Origin of the sequence: Bradyrhizobium sp. CCGUVB1N3 (assembly GCF_024199925.1) — a bacterium.
Lineage (GTDB): Bacteria > Pseudomonadota > Alphaproteobacteria > Rhizobiales > Xanthobacteraceae > Bradyrhizobium.
Window position 1 is genome coordinate 5,806,277 of sequence record NZ_JANADR010000001.1, and the last position, 17,818, is coordinate 5,824,094.

The following is a 17,818-nucleotide window of genomic DNA, read 5'->3' on the forward strand; positions in this document are numbered from 1 at the left end:
GTTTATATCGTGTCAATCCGCCTGGATGAGCTTGGGCGTGCCATCAAACAGCTCCAGAGCAGACATCATCGGATGTTCGAGGCGCGCCTCGCCGAAATCGGCTCTTCCCTCGCGCAGTGGGATGCTCTTCGCGCGATCCAGCGCAACCCTGGCGCGTCGTCGCACGCCCTGGCGGAGTACACCTTCCAGACCGACCAGTCCTTCGGCGCGCTGGCAGCGCGCCTCGTTGAAAAGGGCCTCGTCATTCGTTCGGCGGGCAGGGGGCGCATCGTGAGCTACAGCCTGACTCGGTCCGGAGCCGCGACCCTGCAACGCGGCTCGGACTTGACCGACCAGGTGCTTGCCGAAACGTTCGAGCCGCTAAACGCGGCCGAGCGTGGGCAGCTGTTTCGCCTGCTCACGCGGCTGATCGACCATGTCGAGCGATGAACCCGGCCTGGACAGGCCGTACCGGAGGCGTGCATCGTGACCATGCGGAATCGCGTCGAGCGATTCGACTGATCTGAAGAGCTTCCAAGCAAGTAATGAGATGAAATGAGCGACTGGCTGCATAACCTGCCGGTGCCGTGGATGGCGCTGGTGATTTTCGGCTTCACCTATTTTCTCGCCGCGGCCCTGTTCGCGGCGGTGATGGTGTTCGCGACGGAGGCGCGCGCGAAATCGCTGAAGACGATCTCGCCGGGCATGCTGCCGGTGCTCGGGATCATCTTCGGCCTGTTCGTCGCCTTCACGGCGGCGCAGGTGTGGGGCGACAGCGATCGCGCCAGCGCTGCCGTCAGCCGCGAGGCCAGCGCCTTGAGGAGCGCCGAGTTGCTCGCCGCCGGCCTGCCGGCGGAGCAGGAGGCACGCCTGCGCGCTCTGGTGCGCGACTATGTCGGGCAGGCCGTCACAATGGAGTGGCCGATGATGGCGCAGCGGGAGGTCTCCCTGAAGGCGACGCCGTCGGCGCTCGCGGACGCCTTGCAGCTCGTCGTCGCGATGACGCCGCAGGGTTCGGGGCAAGCAACCGTGCAGCGCGAGCTGATCAGCACGCTCGAACAGGCCCTGGATGCGCGCCGGCAGCGGATCATCATCAGCCTTGCCGCCGTGAACGCCGTCAAATGGTGGTGCCTGTATTTGCAGGCGACGTGTGCGCTTCTGGTGATCGGCCTCGTCCATTGCGACAACCGCCTCGCGGCGGCAATCGCCATGGGGCTGTTCGCGACCGGCGTTTCGGCTTCCGTCCTGCTGATCGCCGCGCATGACCGGCCATTCGCCGGCCAGATCTCGATCGGCCCCGAACCGCTGCTCCAGATCATGCCGGAGAAGCAGCCCTGAGCGCCGCGTGCTAGAGCATGATCCGGAAAAGTGTGAAGCGGTTTTCCCTCGCGACAAACGCGGAACGCGTTTGCGCGGAGATCATGCTCAAACAATAATCTAAAGCGCGATGATGATCCCAATCTCATCGCGCTTTAGGAAATTCCGGCGATCTCGCGTAGCCGGGGAGCAAGTGCGGGAGTGGCGCAGACGATCGGGTTTCCGTTGCTGATGCCGTCGCCAGCGAAGAAATCATTGATCGATGCGCCCGCCTCACCGGCGATGACGATGCCGGCCGCGACGTCCCATGCATTGATGTGCAGCTCGAGATAGGCGTCGGTGCGCCCATTCGCGACATGGCAGAGCCCGAGCGCGCCCGAGCCGGAGCGCTTCACCGCACAGCCGGCGGCGTTGCCGCGCTGGAGGACGGCGAGATAGCGCTCGAAGGGAATGCGGGTCGACCAGCCGAGCTCGACATAGGCGCGCTTGAGGTCCTCGGTGGCCGAGACGGCGATCGGCCGCCCGTTCAGTGTTGCGCCTTGTCCGCGCTGGGCGACATAGAGCTCGTCCAGCGCCGGTGCGGCCACGATTCCGATGGTGGGGACGCGATTCAGCAGGAATCCGATCGAGATGCACCAGTTGCGGTCGCCGTGGGCGAAGTTCATGGTGCCATCGATCGGATCGATGATCCAGACCGCATCGCTTGCTGCGCCGCCACCCTCCTCGCCGATCACCGTGTCAGTTGGGAAGAGCACGGCCAGCCGCTGTCGCAGGAAATCCTCGACGGCTCCGTCGGCAACCGTGAGCCAGTCCTGAGCGCCCTTCATGGTGACGCCGAGGCTTTCCTGCCTGCCAAAATAGTCCAGCGCCAGGCGCCCGGCCTCGGCGACGAGGCCCTGGACGGCATAACGCCGCATTGCGAGCTCGGCCGGCATCATCGTCCAGCAACCTCGATGGCCACCGGCGTGCCAAAGCACTCCGCAAGATCAGGGATCAACCACGGGAGCAGGGCTTCGTCGTCACTGTTTGGCATGAGCCAGGTCGATTGCTGGTCGGCAGGCATGATTTCACAAATCCTGGTTTCAGAAATCCTGACTTCACAAATCTCGGGTTCACAAATCTGTTGCATCAGCACGCTACGGATCGCTACGTTTATTCCAAGCCGGTCGCGGAATGGAAGGACAATTCCATTCTGGCAGAATGACATCGGCGTGGAGGGAACGAATCGTGCAGGCTGAAACGCATGGCGTGTCGAGCGCCGGCGCGGCTATCCAGGTGCGCGACCTGCATGTCGCCTATGGCGGCACGCCGGTCCTACACGGCATCAGCCTCGACTTTGCCCCCGGCAGCTTCACCGCTCTCCTGGGCTCTTCCGGCTGCGGCAAGACCACCCTTCTGCGCTCATTGTGCGGCTTCGTGCCGGTGCAGTCCGGCTCGATCATGGTCGGTGACCGTGACGTCGCCCTGCTGCCACCGGAGAAGCGTGGCATGGCGATGGTGTTCCAGTCCTACGCGCTGTGGCCGCATATGACCGTGCTGCAGAACATCGGCTACGGGCTGAAGCTGCGGGGCACCGCCAAAGCCGAGATCGCCGCCAAGGCGGCTTCGCTGCTCACGATGCTGGGCCTCAGCGGCTACGAGCAGCGCAAGGTCACGGCGCTGTCGGGCGGGCAGCGGCAGCGCGTCGCGCTCGGCCGGGCGTTGGCGATCGACCCCCGCATCCTGCTGCTGGACGAGCCGCTGTCCAATCTCGACGCCAAGATCCGGATGGCGATGCGCCACGAGATCCGCGCGATCCAGCAGCGGCTCGGCGTCACGGCCATCCACGTCACGCATGATCGCGAGGAAGCCATGACCATGGCGGACCGGCTCGTCATCATGCAGGCGGGCCGGATCACCCAGGTCGGCACACCCGAAGAGGTCTACGATCGGCCGGCGAGCGCCTTTATCGCCAATTTCATGGGTGCCGAGAACGTCCTGCCCGTGCATGTCGCTCGCAACGAGGACGGGACGGCCGTCAGTGCCGGCCCCGCGGTCGCCCGGCTCGCGCACGACGATGCCACGGCGCTGCCCACGGGCGAGGCCGTGGCCTATTTCCGCGACGACGTCGCAAGCCTCGCGGCGCCCGACGCGATGCCGCAGGGCGATCTCCTCGTGCCCGGGCGCATCGCCGCGCGCAGCTATCCCGGCGGCCTCTATCGCTATCGCGTCGAGGCGGTCGGGCGGCAGATCACGGTCGACGACGCAACACGCCATGAACCGGGCGCCGCCGTCGGCCTCCGCATCCCGTTACGACGCCTTCACATCTTCCCCGCGGCCGAAGCCGCCACCGCCGCCTGACCAGGAGCCAGACCCATGCGCATTCTCACGATAACCTGCTCGGTGGCGGCGCTGCTGTCAGCGTCGCCCCTCGCCGCACAGACCCTCAATGTCGCCTCGGCCGGCGACCAGAATATGGTCGACTACGTCAAGGACTATCTCGGCCCGATGTTCGAGAAGAGCCATCCCGGCGTGAAGGTTGTCTCGGTCGGCACCGGTCCCGGCGATGCCGGCTCCCAGAAGATCTTTGAGAAGCTCGACGCCCAGAAAGGCGCAGCGACCACCGATTTCGACGTGGTGGTGATCCACCAGAAGGCCGCCGGGACGATGGTGAAGCAAGGGCTGCTCGCGAAATACACGGACAAGGTCGACACCGCGAAACTGGTTTCCAGCGAGACCGCCAAGAACTCGCTCGGCGCCGACGTCTCGGGCTACGTCATCCCGATGTTCCAGTCGCAGACGGCGCTCGCCTACAATGCCGACATGCTCAAGAACCCGCCCGACAACTTCGCCGAGCTGAAGGAGTGGGTGAAAAAGAATCCGAAGCAGTTCGGCTACAATGGCATCAAGGGCGGCATGTCCGGCGTGGCTTTCGTCGCCGGCTGGATCTATGCCTTCGGCGGCGACGCCGGCAAACTGATTCAGGGGCCGTATGATCCGGCCGAGAAGGCCAAGTGGGACGCAGCCTTCAGCGAGCTGAAGGACTTCAACAAGAACATCGTCATCACGCCCGGCAATGCCGGCACGCTCGACATGCTCAACCGCGGCGAGATCGCGATGGGCCCGGTCTGGGTCGACATGTTCTATTCCTGGCAGGCTGACGGCAAGCTGCCGCCCAACATGAAGCTCAAGCTCGCATCGCCCGGCATGCCCGGCCAGCCGATGTACTACGCCGTGCCGGAGAAGGCGGCGCAGCCGAAGCTCGCAGAGGAGTTCATCGCGCTCGCCACCAGCCCGCAGGTCCAGGCGGACGGCATCGTCAAGAAGTTCAACTGGTATCCGGGCATCGACGCCAAGAACCTCGAAGGCAAGCTCGACAAGACGGCGTGGGACAAGCTCTTCACCGACATCACCCCGGCAGACCTGTCCAAGAACGCGAAGCCCTTCCCGATCGCGCCCTATTTCAACGACATCCTCGAGGGCTACGAGAAGAAGGTCGCGAACTGAGGGGCGCGCTTGGCGAGATGGCGTTCGGAACGCCGCGGCATATCATGAGCCTGTCCCCACGCCAGCTCGCCTTGCTGCTGATCGCGCCGGGTCTCGCGCTCGTCGCGGGGCTGTTCCTCTACCCGCTCTGCTTCTCTCTCGTCTCGGCCTTTACCGGTCCTGAGGGCGGGTTCTCCCTGCAGGCCTTCGGCAAGGCCTTCGAGCTCTATTCCGGCGACGTCGTCTTCACGATCGTCATCGTGGTGACCTCCTGCGCGTTGACGGCGGTGGCGGCGGTCGCCATCGCCGGCACCCTGACGCTCGGCGAGAACCCGTGGGTCGTCGGAGCGCTCCGCGCCCTTTACCGCTGGCCCCTGTTCATTCCCTTCATCGTGGCCGCGCAGTGCATGCGCACCTTCCTCGCCAAGAACGGGCTGATGAACAACACCTTCGTCTCGCTCGGCCTGCTGGAGCCGTTGCAGGCGGCGAGCTATCTCGACTGGCGCGGAATCATCATCACCTTCGTGTGGAAGCAGACCCCGTTCGTCGCCCTGCTGCTGGCCGGCGCGCTGGCCTCGCTCGACCGCGCGACTCTCGAGGCCGGGCGCAATCTCGGCGCCTCGCGGCTCAGGGTTCTGATCGAGCTGGCGCTGCCGCAGGTGATGCCGACGCTGCTCGTCGCGCTCGTCCTGTCCTTCGTGACGATGCTCTCGGTGCTCTCCGTGCCGATGATGGTGGCCGGTTCGCAACCGACCATGTTGACCGTCGACATGGCCTTCCGCATCAACGCCTATGGCGACTATGCCACGGCGAATGCGCTCGGCGTCATCACCTACCTGATCAGCGCCGGTGCTGCGATCCTCTATCTCCGACACGGCATGGCGAAGGAGGGCGCGCCATGAACCGCGTCGCATCCGTGCTGCGCGCTGCGCTGGCAGGCGTTCTTCTTGCGGCCTTCGCCTTTGCGCTGATTGGTCCGCTCGCCAATCTGGCACTGTGGTCGGTGGCCGAGCGTTGGTACACACCCTACAAGCTGCCGGTCACCTACGGCACCCGCTACTGGGAGCAGGTCTTCCGCCCGACCGGCGACGCCATGGCCTCGCTCGGGACCTCGGTCTCGATTGCGGTGTTGACAGTTGTCGTCGCACTCGCGCTCTCCGTGCCGGCCGGCTACGCGCTGGCGCGCCTGAAGCTGCCGATGCGCTGGCTGTTCATGATCGTGTTCCTGCTGCCCCAGGCCTTTCCCTCGGTGGCGATATACATCAACGTGGCGCGGATCTTCTATGGTCTCGGCATCAACGGCACAGTGCTCGGCGTCGTGCTGGTGCACGCCGCCCACGGCCTGGTCTATTCCGTGTGGATCGCGGCCGCAGCTTTCGCGGCAGTCGACAGGGATCTCGAACTCGCGGCCCGGAACATCGGCGCCTCGCCGCTGCGCACCTTCTTCACGGTGACGCTCCCCCTGGCTGCGCCGGGTGTCATCGCCAGCGGCATCTTCGTCTTCCTGGAATCACTGGACGAGTTCACCGGCACGTTCTTCGTCGGCGTTCCGCAAGTCACGACGCTGCCGCTTTTGCTCTACAATGCGGCGATGGGCGGAAACTACCAGGTCGCCTCGATCACGGCACTGATCCTCCTGGTGCCATCCGTGCTGTTCATGCTGTTCATCGAGCGCTTTTTGCGCGCGGACGTTCTGGCAAAGGTGGGGGCATAGCCCTCGCGAGGCGGTATCATCGCGTGCGCCTCGCGGGAGATCGGCTTCGCTCGCTGCCAGAACACCTCGCGGCGAGGCGAACCTTGAGCGTTGCCTGGCGACTCAAATTTCCAAGCCGGCGTCACCAGACGCCGGCTTCAGATCGAGCGACGCCGTCGCTCTAGTAGCAATAACGCGGATCGACCCGCACATAGGCGCCGTCGGGGCGCTGCATGTAGCAGCCGCGCTGATAGGCGTAGTAGCCGGAACGGCGGCGCTCGCCTTCGGAGGCGATAGCCGCGCCCGTGCCGGCGCCGACGATCGCGCCGACCGCGGCACCGCGGCTGCCGCCGATCGCGCCACCGAGAATGGCGCCGCCGACGCCGCCGACGATCGCGCCGCCAATGGCGTCCTGCGCCGCAGCCTCATGTACCGGGGCCAGCGTCGCAACCGCCAGGCAGGCCGCCATTCCAAATCCTCGAAGCATCTCGATCCTCCAGTGTGACGCCGGCATTCATATCGTCGGCGGCGGATTCGGGCCAGAACAATCACGCCCTTTCAGGCGCGAGGCGCTATGCGATGTCGCCGTGGCCTTGGATTTCGTACCGGCAGGGGAACGCGCGTGCTACAGAGCACAGGTTGCACGGGCCGAACGGGCGGCCGAGAATTTCCAAATGCCATTTCTGAGGGATAACGACATGATCCGTCGATTTCTGGTGCTGATCGGCCTGGTGCTGCTGACGATCTCCTCCGCAAAGGCCGGACCGAACGAGGATGCGGTGGCGGCGCGGGCGAGTTGGGAGCAGGCCTACAATGCCGGAGATGCCGACAAGTTTGCCGCGCTCTATACCAAGGACGCGATGCTGTTCGGCTCGACCGCGCAGCTGTTCACCGGCACCGACGGCGTTCGCGCCTATTTCAGCAAGCTACCCGCGGGCATCAAGGTCAAGATGGGCGATCAGCAGGCGATCGCGACCGGCCCCGACGTCGTGCTCAGCTCGGGCTTCGCCGACTTCACGCTCGCCAACGGCACCGTGCTGCCCTTCCGCCTGACGCTCGCTTTCGTCAAGGTCGACGGCAAATGGCTGGTGGCCCAGCACCACGGTTCGCCCGTGCCGAAGTGATGCAGCCCAGCGCGGTCGCACGCCCGTCAACCGACCATGTCCCGGTCGACCTTTCGCAGCCGCACGAAGGCCGCCCACGCCTTCGGATATTTCTTGTCCTTGGGATCGATCGTGAGCAATGCGCGGCACGCCTCCTGGATGTCCTCCGATGACGGTCGCATCCTCGCGTTTCCGGGCGACCGCGATTTCTCCCAGCGCTCCTCGACATCTCTCGCCAAGGCAACGACCTCGGTCGGCGTTCGTTTCCGCGTCGGCCTGGCGAGCGGATGATCCGGGGGGAATGTCGGCCATGTGGTCGGCGGCTGATCGACCCGCCACGCGGACTCATCGGGCCGAGCTCCCTCGCCTGCCGGACTTGCGTGCAGTGCGCCCTGCTGTCCGCCACGTTGTTCGTCCTCCTGGACGGACACGCCATTTGTCGTCTGTCCCACGAACTGGCGGAGCTGCTGCTCCATCGCGCCTCCAGGCGATCCCTGTGCTGCCGACGGCGCAAGCTTTGTCAGCGTCGACACCGACCGCGACCCCACATTGGGAACGACCTTCTGCACGGTCTTTGCGATCGACAAGGCGCCGGCGGGTATCGCCGCGTCTTGCTGCGCGACCGTTTCCTCGTCCGTCATCGGGCAGGACTTGAACGCGGTGGGCTGCTGCGTAATCCGGCCATCATTGTCGTCGATGCGGGCAAAATCGACGGTCACGACGTAGACGAAGGCTGCGTCGGCAAGCTGGCCGGACTTGTCCCTTGCCTTGACGGCGCCACAGACATATCGCGACGCGCCTGCCTCGACCGAGCGCAATGTGCCGAATTGCGCCGAAGCCGGATCGATCAGCACGCGCCGAACCGCGGCGCGGGCTTTCACGTGATCGATGGAGACGAGATTGAGGACGAGGTCTGGATTGATCAATTGGGGCTGGTAGTACCAGACATACTCGGCGGTGAGAAATGCGACACCAATGCTGGTGGCGATCAGAAGTGCGGGTACATTCACAGGGCATGCTCCCAGCGTATCGCGCTGGAACTTTTTGGTTGTAGTTAGAGCCTTCATGCCATCTATGCGAGTACGTCCTAACAATTGGTAAACCGGTTGAATCTGGAACCAATATCTACCGGAAGACGAGCACGGGCAGTTTCGGCCGGCCTCGGTTTCATCCCCGAAGCGAGGCACGCTGAATATGCCGGCGACGCCGACCGACCCGGTGCGGAACCCGCCGTCACGGTGCGGTCCAGCGCTGCACGGCTTCGGCCGTGTCACCCGGGTTGGTGTTGAAGCAGATCGCAGCGTTCGGCGCGAGCTGGTGCACAAGGTTGAGCACCCTTTCGAATACGAGCAGGCGCTCCTTCGGCTCGCGCAGTCCGGCGCCGATCACCACGCAGTCAAAACTCACCTCGCGCAGGGCTGACGTGACCGCCGCCTCCGCCGTCTCGTCGAGATCGATCAGGCAGCTCGTGACGTCATAGCCGAGGCCAGTGATCCGCAGGAGCTGCGCGTCGATATAGTTGCGCACGAGCTCGGGCGTGAGCTGCGGGAACGCGCTGTAATCCGCGCTGCCTGGCTCGATGCCGATCGCGAGCACACGTTTGGCCATCGCAAGATCCCGTCGCAATCGTGACCGTCGTGGCAACGGCGATTGCGCCCGGCTGGTTCCAGGAGTCCGAACGGCCGGCTAGATCGGCAGCCATCCCTTGACAGGCCAAACTCACGCTACCTATAGTATTATGTTTTACTTCCACTACCTTTTCGCTTGCGTGCATTTTTTCGAAAACATTTTTGGAGGAAGCACATGGTCATCAGAGCCGCCGCATTCAATCAGGGACAATTTCCGACAATCGCCTTCGTCAATCTGGCCAAGACCCCGCTGGGCGTCGACCTGACCAAGCTGGTCGCGGCGCTGGCCAAGCAGCTCCAGCGCGACTTCGTTCCGATCTGGGGATATCCGGCCAAGCTCTACGTCGCCAAGAAGGCGAAGCCGGGCGAATGGCAGGTCGTCTTCCTCGACGACGCCGACGAAGCGGATGCGCTGGGCTATCACGACCTCACCAAGAACGGACAGCCGGTCTCGAAGGTGTTCGTCAAGACCACCATCGCCGCTGGCGAGAAGGTCAGCGTCACGGCGTCGCACGAGCTGCTGGAGATGCTGATCGATCCCGGCGCCCAGCTCTGGGCCCAGAGCGATGACGGCAAGTTCTACGCCTACGAGATGTGCGATGCGGTCGAGGAAGAGGTCTATTCGATCGACGGAATCGAGGTCAGCGATTTCGTGCACCCGGCCTTTTTCGAATCCTTCCACAAGCCGGGATCAGTGCAATTCGACCATCTCAAGAAGGTCAAGCGCCCCTTCCAGACCCTGAAGAACGGCTATCAGATCGTGAGCGACGGCAAATCCGTGGACGAGGTCCACGGCTCGCGCGCGAAGGAACGCCATTTCCGAAATGTCGAGGTGCGGACCATGCACCGCAGCGAGTACCGCAAGGCACTCATGGCAAAAGCGTTGCGTCGGCCCAAAGCCGCCGCCTAGGTTCAACCGTCATTTGCGTCGGCCCTGCGCAGATCGCCTGCGATCGGCGCAGGTCGCGCGGGCGCCTCAAGCCGTGCCGTCGAGATCGGCCATGGCTGCTGCGCGTCGCTCCATCATCGCCCGCTCGCGCGCATTGGTGGCGAGACATGCGGCCGCCTCGAACGACACGCGCGCCTCAGCGAAGCGGCCGAGCTTTTGCAGCAGGTCGCCGCGGACGGCCGGCAGATGGTGATAGGCTCTGAGCGCCGGCTCGTCCGCGATCAGGTCCACGAGATCGAGCCCGGCTTGTGGCCCCTCGGCCATGCCGAGCGCGACCGCCCGGTTGAGCTCGATCACGGGCGAACGCACCAGCGTTGCAAGCTGTCCATAGAGCTCGGCGATGCGCCGCCAGTCGGTGGCCGAGGCCGTCTCCGCCGTGGCGTGACAGGCGACGATGGCAGCCTGCAGCGTGTAGAATTTTCCGCCACCGCCGAGTTCGCGCGCGCGACCGAGCGCCAAAAGACCACGGCGGATCTGGAGCCGATCCCAAAGCGCGCGATCCTGGTCCATGAGCAGGATAGGCTCGCCATCGGCGCCGACGCGGGCGCGCATTCGCGCGACGTTCAGCTCCATCAGCGCCATGAGCCCGTGCGCCTCCGGCTCCAGCGGCGCCAGCCCGACCAGCACGCGCCCCATGCGCAGCGCCTCGTCACAGAGTTGCGGCCGCAGCCATTCCTCGCCGCGCGAGGCCGCATGGCCCTCGTTGAAAATGAGATAGATGACCTCGAGCACCGAAGCGAGACGCTCGGACAGTGCCTCGCCGCTCGGGGTCTCATAGGCGAGGCCCGACCGGGACAGCGTCCGCTTGGCGCGCAGGATGCGCTGGGCAATGGTTGCCTCCGGCACCAGAAAGGCGCGGGCGATCTCATCCGTGGTCAGGCCGCAGATCATGCGCAATGCCAGCGCCGCGCGGGCGTGCCGCGGCAGCAGCGGATGACAGGCGGTGAAGATCAGCCGCAGCAATTCGTCACCGATGTCGTCATCGAGGGCGGCGTCGAAATCGGGCACGGCCTCCTGCTCCTGGATGAGGTCGCGCGCCAGCATCTCGTGCTTGCGAGCCAGCATTCTGGCCCGGCGCAGATGGTCGAGCGCACGGCGTTTGGCGGTCGCAACCAGCCAGGCGCCGGCATTGTCCGGCACGCCGCTGAGCGGCCAGGCTTCCAGCGCGGCGACCAGTGCGTCCTGGGTCAATTCCTCCGCCAGCGGCACGTCGCGCAGCATCCGTGACAGCGTGGCGATCAGCCGCGGCTGCACGATGCGCCAAGTGGCGTGAATCTTGGCGTGAACCTTGGCGTGAATCCTGGCGTGGATCGCACGATCGATGTCGGCGGCCGTCATCGCCGCCGACCGGGACGAGCGGTGATGTCCATCAGGCCTCCGCGGCCACCCTGGACGGCGCATCGGGCCGGCAGCCCCCCTCCATGTCGGGCGTGGCGAACGCCCGCAATTCGCAGGTGCCTTCCCAATCCGGCATGTGATCGAGGTGCAACTGCATGAATTCCCTCGCCATGGCCACGGCTTCCTCCTTGTCGCGCAGCTCGAAGATGGCGTAGCCGCCGATCACTTCCTTGGCCTCGACGAAAGGGCCGTCGATGACGCTGAGTTCGCCGTCGGCGATCCGCACCCGCGCACCGGTCGCGAGCGGCATCAGACCGCCATTGTCGATCATCCGCCCGGCCTTGATCTCGCGCTCGGATATCTTCTGCATGGCCTCCATCAGCGCCGGGTTCGGGGCGGCCATCGGCTTGCTGGAGGTGACGATGTACATGAAGCGCATGAAGAACTCCCGTTGCGGCGAGGAGCAGCCGTTTTGGCCGCGCAACCGGCTCGCTATAGGAGTGACGATCCAGCCTGCGCCGGATCGACATGCGCGAACAAATATTTATTGCCGCAGCAGGATCAGGGGATCGGCGGTGTCGGGCACGCGGCGCCACTGCGCGTTGTCGTCGGCCTCGAACTGCCAGGCTTCGCCGGCCTTCGACATCAGGATGATCTGGCCGCGCTCGAGCCGCCATTGCGTCGGGTTGAACTGCGCGATCTCGGCGTCGCATTTCGACTTGAGGAAGACCTGGAAATTATCCGGGCCGGCTTCGGTGTTGGTCAGCACGAGCGTGCAGACCGGCTGGCCGTTGCCGCGCACCATGGCCCAGTCGCCGATCATCTGGTCCATCGACTTGGCCATCGAGCGGGCGGCGGCGAGGTTTTGCAGGATGTAGACGCCCTCACCCTGCCGCAAGCCCTCGAAGATGCCGGCCTCGACCTCGGTGAAGTCGATCACGGATTCGCCGGTCGCATCCTGGAGCCGCACGATGTCGAGGCCTTTGACGCTCCAGGCCGTGATGTCCTTGGTGAAGGGCAGCGCGGTCTTGCAGGCCGGCTCCAGCTCGAGTTTCGAGGCCTGGCCAGCCGCGTCGCCCTTCAGCGTCAATACGCAGGTCTTGCTGCGCTCGGTGGTGGACAGCTCCCACTGCCCGACCATGTCCTTCTTCAGGGTCGTCGTATCCTGCGCCTGCGCTACACCGGTCACGGCGACGAGCGCCGTGACGATTGCCCACGCACCGACCCGAAGATGTGTCATCCGCGACTCTTCACCGGAGTTTCCGCGACCGGGGTGATCGGCGGCTTGCCGGCAAACCAGGTCTTGAGGTTGTCGACCACGAGCTGGTCCATCGCGTTCCGCGTTACCACGGATGCCGATCCGATATGTGGCAGCAGAATGACATTCTGCATTGTCTTGAGCTCATCCGGCACATTCGGCTCGGCAGCGAACACGTCGAGACCGGCGGCGAGGATGGTGCCGGATTTCAGCGCCTGGACCAGCGCAGGCTCGTCGACGACAGAGCCGCGCGCGACGTTGACCAGCACGCCGCGCGGACCGAGGGCTTTCAACACCTCGGCGTTGATCATCTTGTTGGTGCTCGCGCCGCCTGGCACGATAACCATGAGCGTGTCCACGGCCTTCGCCATCTCGATCAGATCGGGATAGTGCTTGTAGGAAACATCCTTGGACGGATTGCGCGAGTGGTAAACGACCGGCACCAGCGAGGCTTCGATCCGGCGCGCGATCGCCTGACCGATCCGGCCCATGCCGACAATGCCGACCTTGCGGTCGCGCAGCGAGCCGACGCTCAACGGATAGTTCTGGGTCGTCCAGAGGCCGGAGCGGACATAGCGGTCGGCCTTGATGAACTCGCGCAGCGTGGCGAGCAGCAGGCCCATCGCGACGTCGGCGACCTCTTCCGTGAGCACGTCGGGCGTGTTGGTGACGACGACATTGTGTTCGCGCGCATAAGCCGTATCGACGTGATCGTAGCCGACGCCAAAATTCGCCACGATCTCCAGCTTCGGGAAATGCGACAGCGAATCCTTGTCGGCCCGCACGGTGTGATAAGTCACGGCGATGCCGCGGATTTTTTCGCGGACGGCGGGCGTCAGGCGCTCGAGGTCGGCCCGCGTCTCAGCCTTGTGCACGACGAAATGGTCGGAGAAGCCATTTTCGAGGATCGGCCGCACCGGCCCATAGATCAGAAGATCGATCTTCTCGGACGAAATCGGAGCGGCCGTCATCAGTTTTCCTTTCCAAGAGCGCTTTCATGCCAGCGCCGTAAAACGAGGTGCGAAACTAACGCCAGCACCCCATAGATGACAATCCCGGCAAGCGACAGCAAAAGCAGCGCCGCGAACATGCGAGGTATGTTGAGACGGTAGCCGGATTCGGCAATCCGGTAGGCAAGACCCGATCCGGCCCCGGCCGTTCCCGCCGCGATCTCGGCAACCACGGCGCCGATCAGCGACAGGCCGCCGGCAATGCGCAGGCCGCCGAGGATATAGGGCAAGGCCGAGGGCAATTTAAGAAAACGCAGGGTTTGCGGCTTCGACGCACCATAGAGCTGGAACAGGCCGGCGAGGTTGCGGTCGACCGAATTCAGCCCGAGCGTGGTGTTGGCGAGGACCGGGAAGAACGCGACGATGAAGGCGCAGACCACGACGGCGGTTTCCTGGTCGAGATAGATCAGCAGCAGTGGCGCGATCGCGATCACCGGCGTCACCTGGAGGATGACCGCGTAGGGAAACAGCGAATATTCCACCCATCTCGACTGGTTGAACAGCAGCGCCAGCGCGATGCCGCCGAGGCTGGCTGCGATAAAGCCCTCGAGCGTGGTGAGCAAGGTGGTGACCAGCGATTGCGACAGTACCGCCCAGTCCTTGACGAGGGTCAGGAACACGGCCGAGGGCGCCGGCAGCACATAAGGCGGGATCTGCTTGATGCGGACCACGAGCTCCCAGGCGATGAGACCTGCCGCGAAGAGGACGAGGGGAAGCGCGAGACGCGCCGCGCGCAAGGCGCGGTTGTCGGGTTTCACCGGGACGACGGGCTCCGCGCTCATAGCACCGACTGCCCGGAATAGGACGGCGCGAGCGCGCTCGACACCTTGCGGCAATAATCGGCATAGCCGGCGGAGGTGCGAAACTCTTCTCCGCGCGGCTCGACGGTCTCGATACGGATGTCGGCCTGGATGCGGCCGGGGCGCGCCGTCATCACCACGACGCGCTGCGACAGGTAGACGGATTCGAACACCGAATGGGTGACGAAGATGACAGTCTTGCGCAAGCGCCGCCACAACGCGAGCAAATCGTCGTTGAGGCGAAAGCGCGTGATCTCGTCGAGCGCCGCAAACGGCTCGTCCATCAAGAGGATGTCGGGATCGGTGACGAGCGCGCGCGCCAGCGAGACCCGCATCTTCATGCCGCCGGAGAGCTCGCGCGGAAAGGCGCCGGCAAAATCGGCAAGGCCCACACTGGCAAGAGCCTCATCCACGCGCGCGTTCGCCTCGGCCCTGGCGACGCCAGCAAGCTTCAGCGGCAGCCGCACATTCTCGCGCACGCTGGTCCAGGGCATCAGCGTCGGCTCCTGAAACACGAAACCGATGGCATGCCCGGGCCGCGCCACACCCTCGTGGCGCGAGACCCGCACCGTTCCCGTGCTCGGCGGGCTCAGGCCCGCAATCAGACGCAGCGCCGTCGACTTGCCGCAGCCGGACGGCCCGAGCAGGGAGATGAACTCGCCCTTGCGCACGGCGAGGTCGAACGGCCCCAGCGCCACCACGCCGTTGTCATAGGCCTTCGTCACGCCGCGCAGACTGACGGCCAGCGCCGTCAGCTCGGCATCGCGCCCGGACGAAGCTCGGACGTCCGCCATCGGCTCGCTTTTACGGCTTGCTCGGACGCAGCTCGGCGCCGACGCCCTTGTTGACGAAGCGCAGCGTGTAGGATCTGCGATAGTCGATGTCGGAGCGCACCACGCCGGCCTTGACCATCTTGTCGAAGAAGGAGGTGTAGCGCTCGTCGCTCATGGCGCCGATGCCGTTCTTCAGGGATTCGCCGGAATCGACGATGCCATATTCCTTCATCTTGGCGACGGAATAGGCGAGCAGCTCGTCGGTCATTTCCGGGTTGAGCTTCTTGATCATGGCGTTGCCGGCGGAATTGTCGCGATAGATGTAGTTGTACCAGCCGACGATCGAGGCATCGACGAAGCGCTGCACGAGGTCCGGCTTCTTCTCGACGATCTCGCGGCGGGTCTCGATCAGGGTCGAATAGGTGTTGAAGCCGGAATCGGCGAGCAGCAGCACGTTGGGCTTGAAGCCCGCAGCCTTCTCCACCGCAAAGGGTTCCGAGGTCACATAGCCCTGCATCGCGCTCTTGGGGTTGGCGATGAAGGGCTGTGGATTGAAGTTGTAGGGCCGCACGTTCTTCTCGCTGAAGCCGTATTCGGACTTCAGCCACTGGAAATAGCTGGCCATGCCCTCCTTGGAGACGAACAGCGTCAGGGGCTTCAGATCCTCGATCTTGCCGACCTTGGCATCGGGCTGGGTCAGCATCACCTGCGGATCCTTCTGGAAGATCGCGGCGATCGTCACGACGGGCACGTTGTTGGCGACGGCGTCGAACGACATCAGCGTGTTCGCGGCCATGAAGAAATCGATCTTGCCCGCGATCAGCAGCATCCGGTTGTTCTCGTTGGGCCCGCCGGGCACGATGGTGACGTCGAGCCCGTAGCGCTTGTAGGTGCCGTCGGCGACGGCCTGGAAGAAGCCGCCATGCTCGGCCTCGGCGACCCAGTTGGTGCCGAAGGAGACCTTGTCCAGGGTCTCCGCCGCCCGCGCCGGCAGGATCGACAGGCATGCCGCCATCAAGCCTGCCATTAACGCTCGCAGCAGATGAAGGGGGCGCATGATTGGACTCCGTCGATCGTTCTGGACCATGATAAACCACAAGAATTTCGGGGACGCGGCCAGCCGGGCCACGTCCCCTCGAGACCGCCAAACTACTACGTTACAAACTCGCGCAAAGAAACCACGATGAGACCTTCCCGCGACTGGACCGACATCCGCTGGAGCGAAGCGGCGCCCACGGAACCGGCGCGCTGGATCGCGGTCTTGCCGCTGGCGGCGACCGAGCAGCATGGGCCGCATTTGCCGCTCGAGACGGATGTGCTGATCGCAGAGGCGTATCTTGCGCGGGTGCGCGAGCTCGCGCCCGAAAATCTTCCGGTCACGTTTCTGGGGGTTGAGCGGATCGGAATTTCCACCGAGCACATCGACTATCCGGGCACGCAGACGCTGCCGACCGAGGTGGCGCTGAAGAGGTGGACGGGAATCGGCGAGGACGTTGCGCGCGCGGGCCTGAAAAAGCTCGTCATCGTCACCAGCCATGGCGGCAACAGCGCGGCGATGATGCTGGTGGCGCAGGATCTGCGCGCGCATCAGAAATTGTTGGTGGTGACGACGTCGTGGTCGCGGCTCTCTGGCGCGGAGCAATTGTTTCCGGCCGACGAAGTGCGCCACGGCATTCATGGCGGCGCGGTCGAGACCTCGATCATGCTGGCGCGCTATCCGTCAGAGGTGCGCAAGGATGCGATCGCAGATTTTGCTTCGAGCAGCATCGCGATGGAGCAGCAATATCGCTGGCTGTCGACGCAGCGGCCCGCACCGTTCGCCTGGCAGGCGCAGGACCTGCACCTGAGCGGCGCCGTCGGCAACGCGACGCTGGCCTCTGCCGAGAAAGGCGAACAGCTCGTCGACCGGGGTGCACAGGCCTTCTGCGAGCTGCTGGCCGAGGTCGATAACTTCGACGTGAAGAGGCTCGCGTCAGGCCCCCTCGCCTAGCTCATATCTATTTGAAATTCCTGGATTATCGCTCGAGCTTGGGGGCCAGCTTTTCGCCCTTCGAACCCGAACGCACGAGCCTCCGTCCAACTAAGCACGCGGGCCACAACGGACCGCCTCACCCCGGATGGAGTTTGAAATGTCGATCAAGACCAAGATTGCCGCCATTACTCTCGCGGCCCTGACCATTGCCGCCAGCGTTGCGTCCACCACCTCGACCGCCCAGGCCAAGCCGCTCGGCTGGGGTTGGGGCGTCGGCGCCGGTATCGCCACCGCCGCCATCGTCGGCACTGCGATCGCCGCCAGCAATGACCCCTATTACTACGGCTATCACCGCTGCGGCTGGGTCGCCCAGTATGACGCCTTCGGCCATTACCTCGGCCGCGTCCGGTCTTGCTACTGATCTTATGTTCGTGAGGCCCAATCCCTGAGTGGATCCTGCGTCCGACACGGGCGCCTCATCCACCCCGTGTCGTGCCCCCGACCCCGTCCGGTTGTCCCCCCGGACGGGGTCA

General features: G+C 64.7%; 22 protein-coding genes. 10 read left to right on the plus strand and 12 right to left on the minus strand.

The features are described 5' to 3' along the window. Positions 1-9: 9 nt before the first annotated feature. Positions 10-429 carry a MarR family winged helix-turn-helix transcriptional regulator gene (locus NLM33_RS27680; RefSeq protein ID WP_254100736.1) on the plus strand — a complete coding sequence of 140 codons (420 nt, stop codon included), beginning with the start codon at positions 10-12 and terminating at the stop codon, positions 427-429. A 105-nt stretch (positions 430-534) separates the two neighbouring features. Continuing rightward, positions 535-1,317, plus strand: a complete 783-nt coding sequence (locus tag NLM33_RS27685) for a DUF4239 domain-containing protein (RefSeq protein ID WP_254100738.1) — start codon at positions 535-537, stop codon at positions 1,315-1,317. A 134-nt stretch (positions 1,318-1,451) separates the two neighbouring features. Here the strand turns inward: NLM33_RS27685 and NLM33_RS27690 are convergent, their stop codons facing one another. Then, complete coding sequence (locus NLM33_RS27690) at positions 1,452-2,213, minus strand: inositol monophosphatase family protein (RefSeq protein WP_254100740.1); 762 nt, start codon at positions 2,211-2,213, stop codon at positions 1,452-1,454. 17 nt (positions 2,214-2,230) lie between these two features. Then, complete coding sequence (locus NLM33_RS27695) at positions 2,231-2,431, minus strand: hypothetical protein (RefSeq protein ID WP_254100742.1); 201 nt, start codon at positions 2,429-2,431, stop codon at positions 2,231-2,233. Between the two features lie 92 nt (positions 2,432-2,523). On the opposite strand from NLM33_RS27695, the gene NLM33_RS27700 reads away from it, so the two are divergent. The 4 genes from NLM33_RS27700 to NLM33_RS27715 are packed head-to-tail and all read left to right on the plus strand — an operon-like array spanning position 2,524 to position 6,475. Beyond that, complete coding sequence (locus tag NLM33_RS27700) at positions 2,524-3,636, plus strand: ABC transporter ATP-binding protein (protein ID WP_254100744.1); 1,113 nt, start codon at positions 2,524-2,526, stop codon at positions 3,634-3,636. A 15-nt stretch (positions 3,637-3,651) separates the two neighbouring features. Continuing rightward, positions 3,652-4,782: an extracellular solute-binding protein gene (locus tag NLM33_RS27705; protein ID WP_254100747.1), complete on the plus strand. Its 1,131-nt coding sequence runs from the start codon at positions 3,652-3,654 to the stop codon at positions 4,780-4,782. A 50-nt stretch (positions 4,783-4,832) separates the two neighbouring features. Then, positions 4,833-5,663: an ABC transporter permease gene (locus tag NLM33_RS27710; protein ID WP_371930140.1), complete on the plus strand. Its 831-nt coding sequence runs from the start codon at positions 4,833-4,835 to the stop codon at positions 5,661-5,663. Continuing rightward, a complete protein-coding gene (locus tag NLM33_RS27715; RefSeq protein WP_254100751.1) occupies positions 5,660-6,475 on the plus strand; it encodes an ABC transporter permease in 816 nt (271 codons plus the stop codon). The genes NLM33_RS27710 and NLM33_RS27715 overlap by 4 nt, the downstream gene beginning before the upstream one ends. A gap of 160 nt (positions 6,476-6,635) precedes the next feature. Here NLM33_RS27715 and NLM33_RS27720 read toward each other — a convergent pair whose 3' ends face one another. Continuing rightward, positions 6,636-6,941, minus strand: a complete 306-nt coding sequence (locus NLM33_RS27720) for a glycine zipper domain-containing protein (RefSeq protein ID WP_254100753.1) — start codon at positions 6,939-6,941, stop codon at positions 6,636-6,638. Positions 6,942-7,152: 211 nt separating this feature from the next. Here NLM33_RS27720 and NLM33_RS27725 point away from each other — a divergent pair, with 211 nt between their 5' ends. After that, positions 7,153-7,578 carry an SgcJ/EcaC family oxidoreductase gene (locus tag NLM33_RS27725; protein WP_254100755.1) on the plus strand — a complete coding sequence of 142 codons (426 nt, stop codon included), beginning with the start codon at positions 7,153-7,155 and terminating at the stop codon, positions 7,576-7,578. A gap of 26 nt (positions 7,579-7,604) precedes the next feature. Here NLM33_RS27725 and NLM33_RS27730 read toward each other — a convergent pair whose 3' ends face one another. After that, the gene (locus NLM33_RS27730) at positions 7,605-8,567 is read right to left on the minus strand and encodes a hypothetical protein (RefSeq protein WP_254100757.1); all 963 of its coding nucleotides are present in this window, start codon (positions 8,565-8,567) and stop codon (positions 7,605-7,607) included. A gap of 223 nt (positions 8,568-8,790) precedes the next feature. Continuing rightward, entirely contained in the window at positions 8,791-9,165 is a 375-nt protein-coding gene (locus NLM33_RS27735) for a hypothetical protein (protein WP_254100759.1), read from the minus strand. A gap of 195 nt (positions 9,166-9,360) precedes the next feature. Between NLM33_RS27735 and NLM33_RS27740 the strand changes: the two genes are divergently transcribed. Then, positions 9,361-10,095 (plus strand): hypothetical protein, encoded by a 735-nt coding sequence (locus NLM33_RS27740; protein WP_254100761.1) that lies wholly within the window; start codon positions 9,361-9,363, stop codon positions 10,093-10,095. A 66-nt stretch (positions 10,096-10,161) separates the two neighbouring features. Here NLM33_RS27740 and NLM33_RS27745 read toward each other — a convergent pair whose 3' ends face one another. From NLM33_RS27745 to NLM33_RS27775, 7 genes are all read right to left on the minus strand, one after another. Beyond that, a complete protein-coding gene (locus tag NLM33_RS27745; RefSeq protein WP_254100763.1) occupies positions 10,162-11,472 on the minus strand; it encodes an RNA polymerase sigma factor in 1,311 nt (436 codons plus the stop codon). 31 nt (positions 11,473-11,503) lie between these two features. Next, a complete protein-coding gene (locus NLM33_RS27750; protein WP_254100764.1) occupies positions 11,504-11,902 on the minus strand; it encodes a YciI family protein in 399 nt (132 codons plus the stop codon). A 114-nt stretch (positions 11,903-12,016) separates the two neighbouring features. After that, the gene (locus tag NLM33_RS27755; protein WP_254100766.1) at positions 12,017-12,712 is read right to left on the minus strand and encodes an AprI/Inh family metalloprotease inhibitor; all 696 of its coding nucleotides are present in this window, start codon (positions 12,710-12,712) and stop codon (positions 12,017-12,019) included. After that, positions 12,709-13,701 carry a 2-hydroxyacid dehydrogenase gene (locus NLM33_RS27760; protein WP_254100768.1) on the minus strand — a complete coding sequence of 331 codons (993 nt, stop codon included), beginning with the start codon at positions 13,699-13,701 and terminating at the stop codon, positions 12,709-12,711. The genes NLM33_RS27755 and NLM33_RS27760 overlap by 4 nt, the downstream gene beginning before the upstream one ends. Beyond that, complete coding sequence (locus NLM33_RS27765) at positions 13,701-14,522, minus strand: ABC transporter permease (protein WP_254100771.1); 822 nt, start codon at positions 14,520-14,522, stop codon at positions 13,701-13,703. Before NLM33_RS27765 ends, NLM33_RS27760 begins: the two co-directional genes overlap by 1 nt. After that, positions 14,519-15,334, minus strand: coding sequence for an ABC transporter ATP-binding protein (locus tag NLM33_RS27770; RefSeq protein ID WP_254100773.1), 816 nt, complete (start codon positions 15,332-15,334; stop codon positions 14,519-14,521). Before NLM33_RS27770 ends, NLM33_RS27765 begins: the two co-directional genes overlap by 4 nt. Before the next feature lie 10 nt (positions 15,335-15,344). Next, on the minus strand, positions 15,345-16,370 hold the full coding sequence (locus NLM33_RS27775) for an ABC transporter substrate-binding protein (protein ID WP_254100775.1): 1,026 nt from the start codon (positions 16,368-16,370) through the stop codon (positions 15,345-15,347). 126 nt (positions 16,371-16,496) lie between these two features. Between NLM33_RS27775 and NLM33_RS27780 the strand changes: the two genes are divergently transcribed. Together NLM33_RS27780 and NLM33_RS27785 are read left to right on the plus strand one after the other, a co-directional pair. Then, a complete protein-coding gene (locus tag NLM33_RS27780; protein ID WP_254100777.1) occupies positions 16,497-17,303 on the plus strand; it encodes a creatininase family protein in 807 nt (268 codons plus the stop codon). A 139-nt stretch (positions 17,304-17,442) separates the two neighbouring features. Next, positions 17,443-17,706: a hypothetical protein gene (locus tag NLM33_RS27785; RefSeq protein ID WP_254100779.1), complete on the plus strand. Its 264-nt coding sequence runs from the start codon at positions 17,443-17,445 to the stop codon at positions 17,704-17,706. Positions 17,707-17,818 lie beyond the last annotated feature (112 nt).

Excerpts from the sequence above, each read along its gene's own strand:
- NLM33_RS27715 (WP_254100751.1), top strand. The coding sequence starts at position 5,660 with ATGAACCGCGTCGCATCCGTGCTGCGCGCTGCGCTGGCAGGCGTTCTT.
- NLM33_RS27760 (WP_254100768.1), bottom strand. The coding sequence starts at position 13,701 with ATGACGGCCGCTCCGATTTCGTCCGAGAAGATCGATCTTCTGATCTAT.
- NLM33_RS27745 (WP_254100763.1), bottom strand. The coding sequence starts at position 11,472 with ATGACGGCCGCCGACATCGATCGTGCGATCCACGCCAGGATTCACGCC.
- NLM33_RS27770 (WP_254100773.1), bottom strand. The coding sequence starts at position 15,334 with ATGGCGGACGTCCGAGCTTCGTCCGGGCGCGATGCCGAGCTGACGGCG.
- NLM33_RS27765 (WP_254100771.1), bottom strand. The coding sequence starts at position 14,522 with ATGAGCGCGGAGCCCGTCGTCCCGGTGAAACCCGACAACCGCGCCTTG.
- NLM33_RS27720 (WP_254100753.1), bottom strand. The coding sequence starts at position 6,941 with ATGCTTCGAGGATTTGGAATGGCGGCCTGCCTGGCGGTTGCGACGCTG.
- NLM33_RS27755 (WP_254100766.1), bottom strand. The coding sequence starts at position 12,712 with ATGACACATCTTCGGGTCGGTGCGTGGGCAATCGTCACGGCGCTCGTC.
- NLM33_RS27690 (WP_254100740.1), bottom strand. The coding sequence starts at position 2,213 with ATGCGGCGTTATGCCGTCCAGGGCCTCGTCGCCGAGGCCGGGCGCCTG.
- NLM33_RS27705 (WP_254100747.1), top strand. The coding sequence starts at position 3,652 with ATGCGCATTCTCACGATAACCTGCTCGGTGGCGGCGCTGCTGTCAGCG.
- NLM33_RS27775 (WP_254100775.1), bottom strand. The coding sequence starts at position 16,370 with ATGCGCCCCCTTCATCTGCTGCGAGCGTTAATGGCAGGCTTGATGGCG.
- NLM33_RS27685 (WP_254100738.1), top strand. The coding sequence starts at position 535 with ATGAGCGACTGGCTGCATAACCTGCCGGTGCCGTGGATGGCGCTGGTG.
- NLM33_RS27740 (WP_254100761.1), top strand. The coding sequence starts at position 9,361 with ATGGTCATCAGAGCCGCCGCATTCAATCAGGGACAATTTCCGACAATC.
- NLM33_RS27780 (WP_254100777.1), top strand. The coding sequence starts at position 16,497 with ATGAGACCTTCCCGCGACTGGACCGACATCCGCTGGAGCGAAGCGGCG.
- NLM33_RS27750 (WP_254100764.1), bottom strand. The coding sequence starts at position 11,902 with ATGTACATCGTCACCTCCAGCAAGCCGATGGCCGCCCCGAACCCGGCG.
- NLM33_RS27735 (WP_254100759.1), bottom strand. The coding sequence starts at position 9,165 with ATGGCCAAACGTGTGCTCGCGATCGGCATCGAGCCAGGCAGCGCGGAT.
- NLM33_RS27725 (WP_254100755.1), top strand. The coding sequence starts at position 7,153 with ATGATCCGTCGATTTCTGGTGCTGATCGGCCTGGTGCTGCTGACGATC.
- NLM33_RS27785 (WP_254100779.1), top strand. The coding sequence starts at position 17,443 with ATGTCGATCAAGACCAAGATTGCCGCCATTACTCTCGCGGCCCTGACC.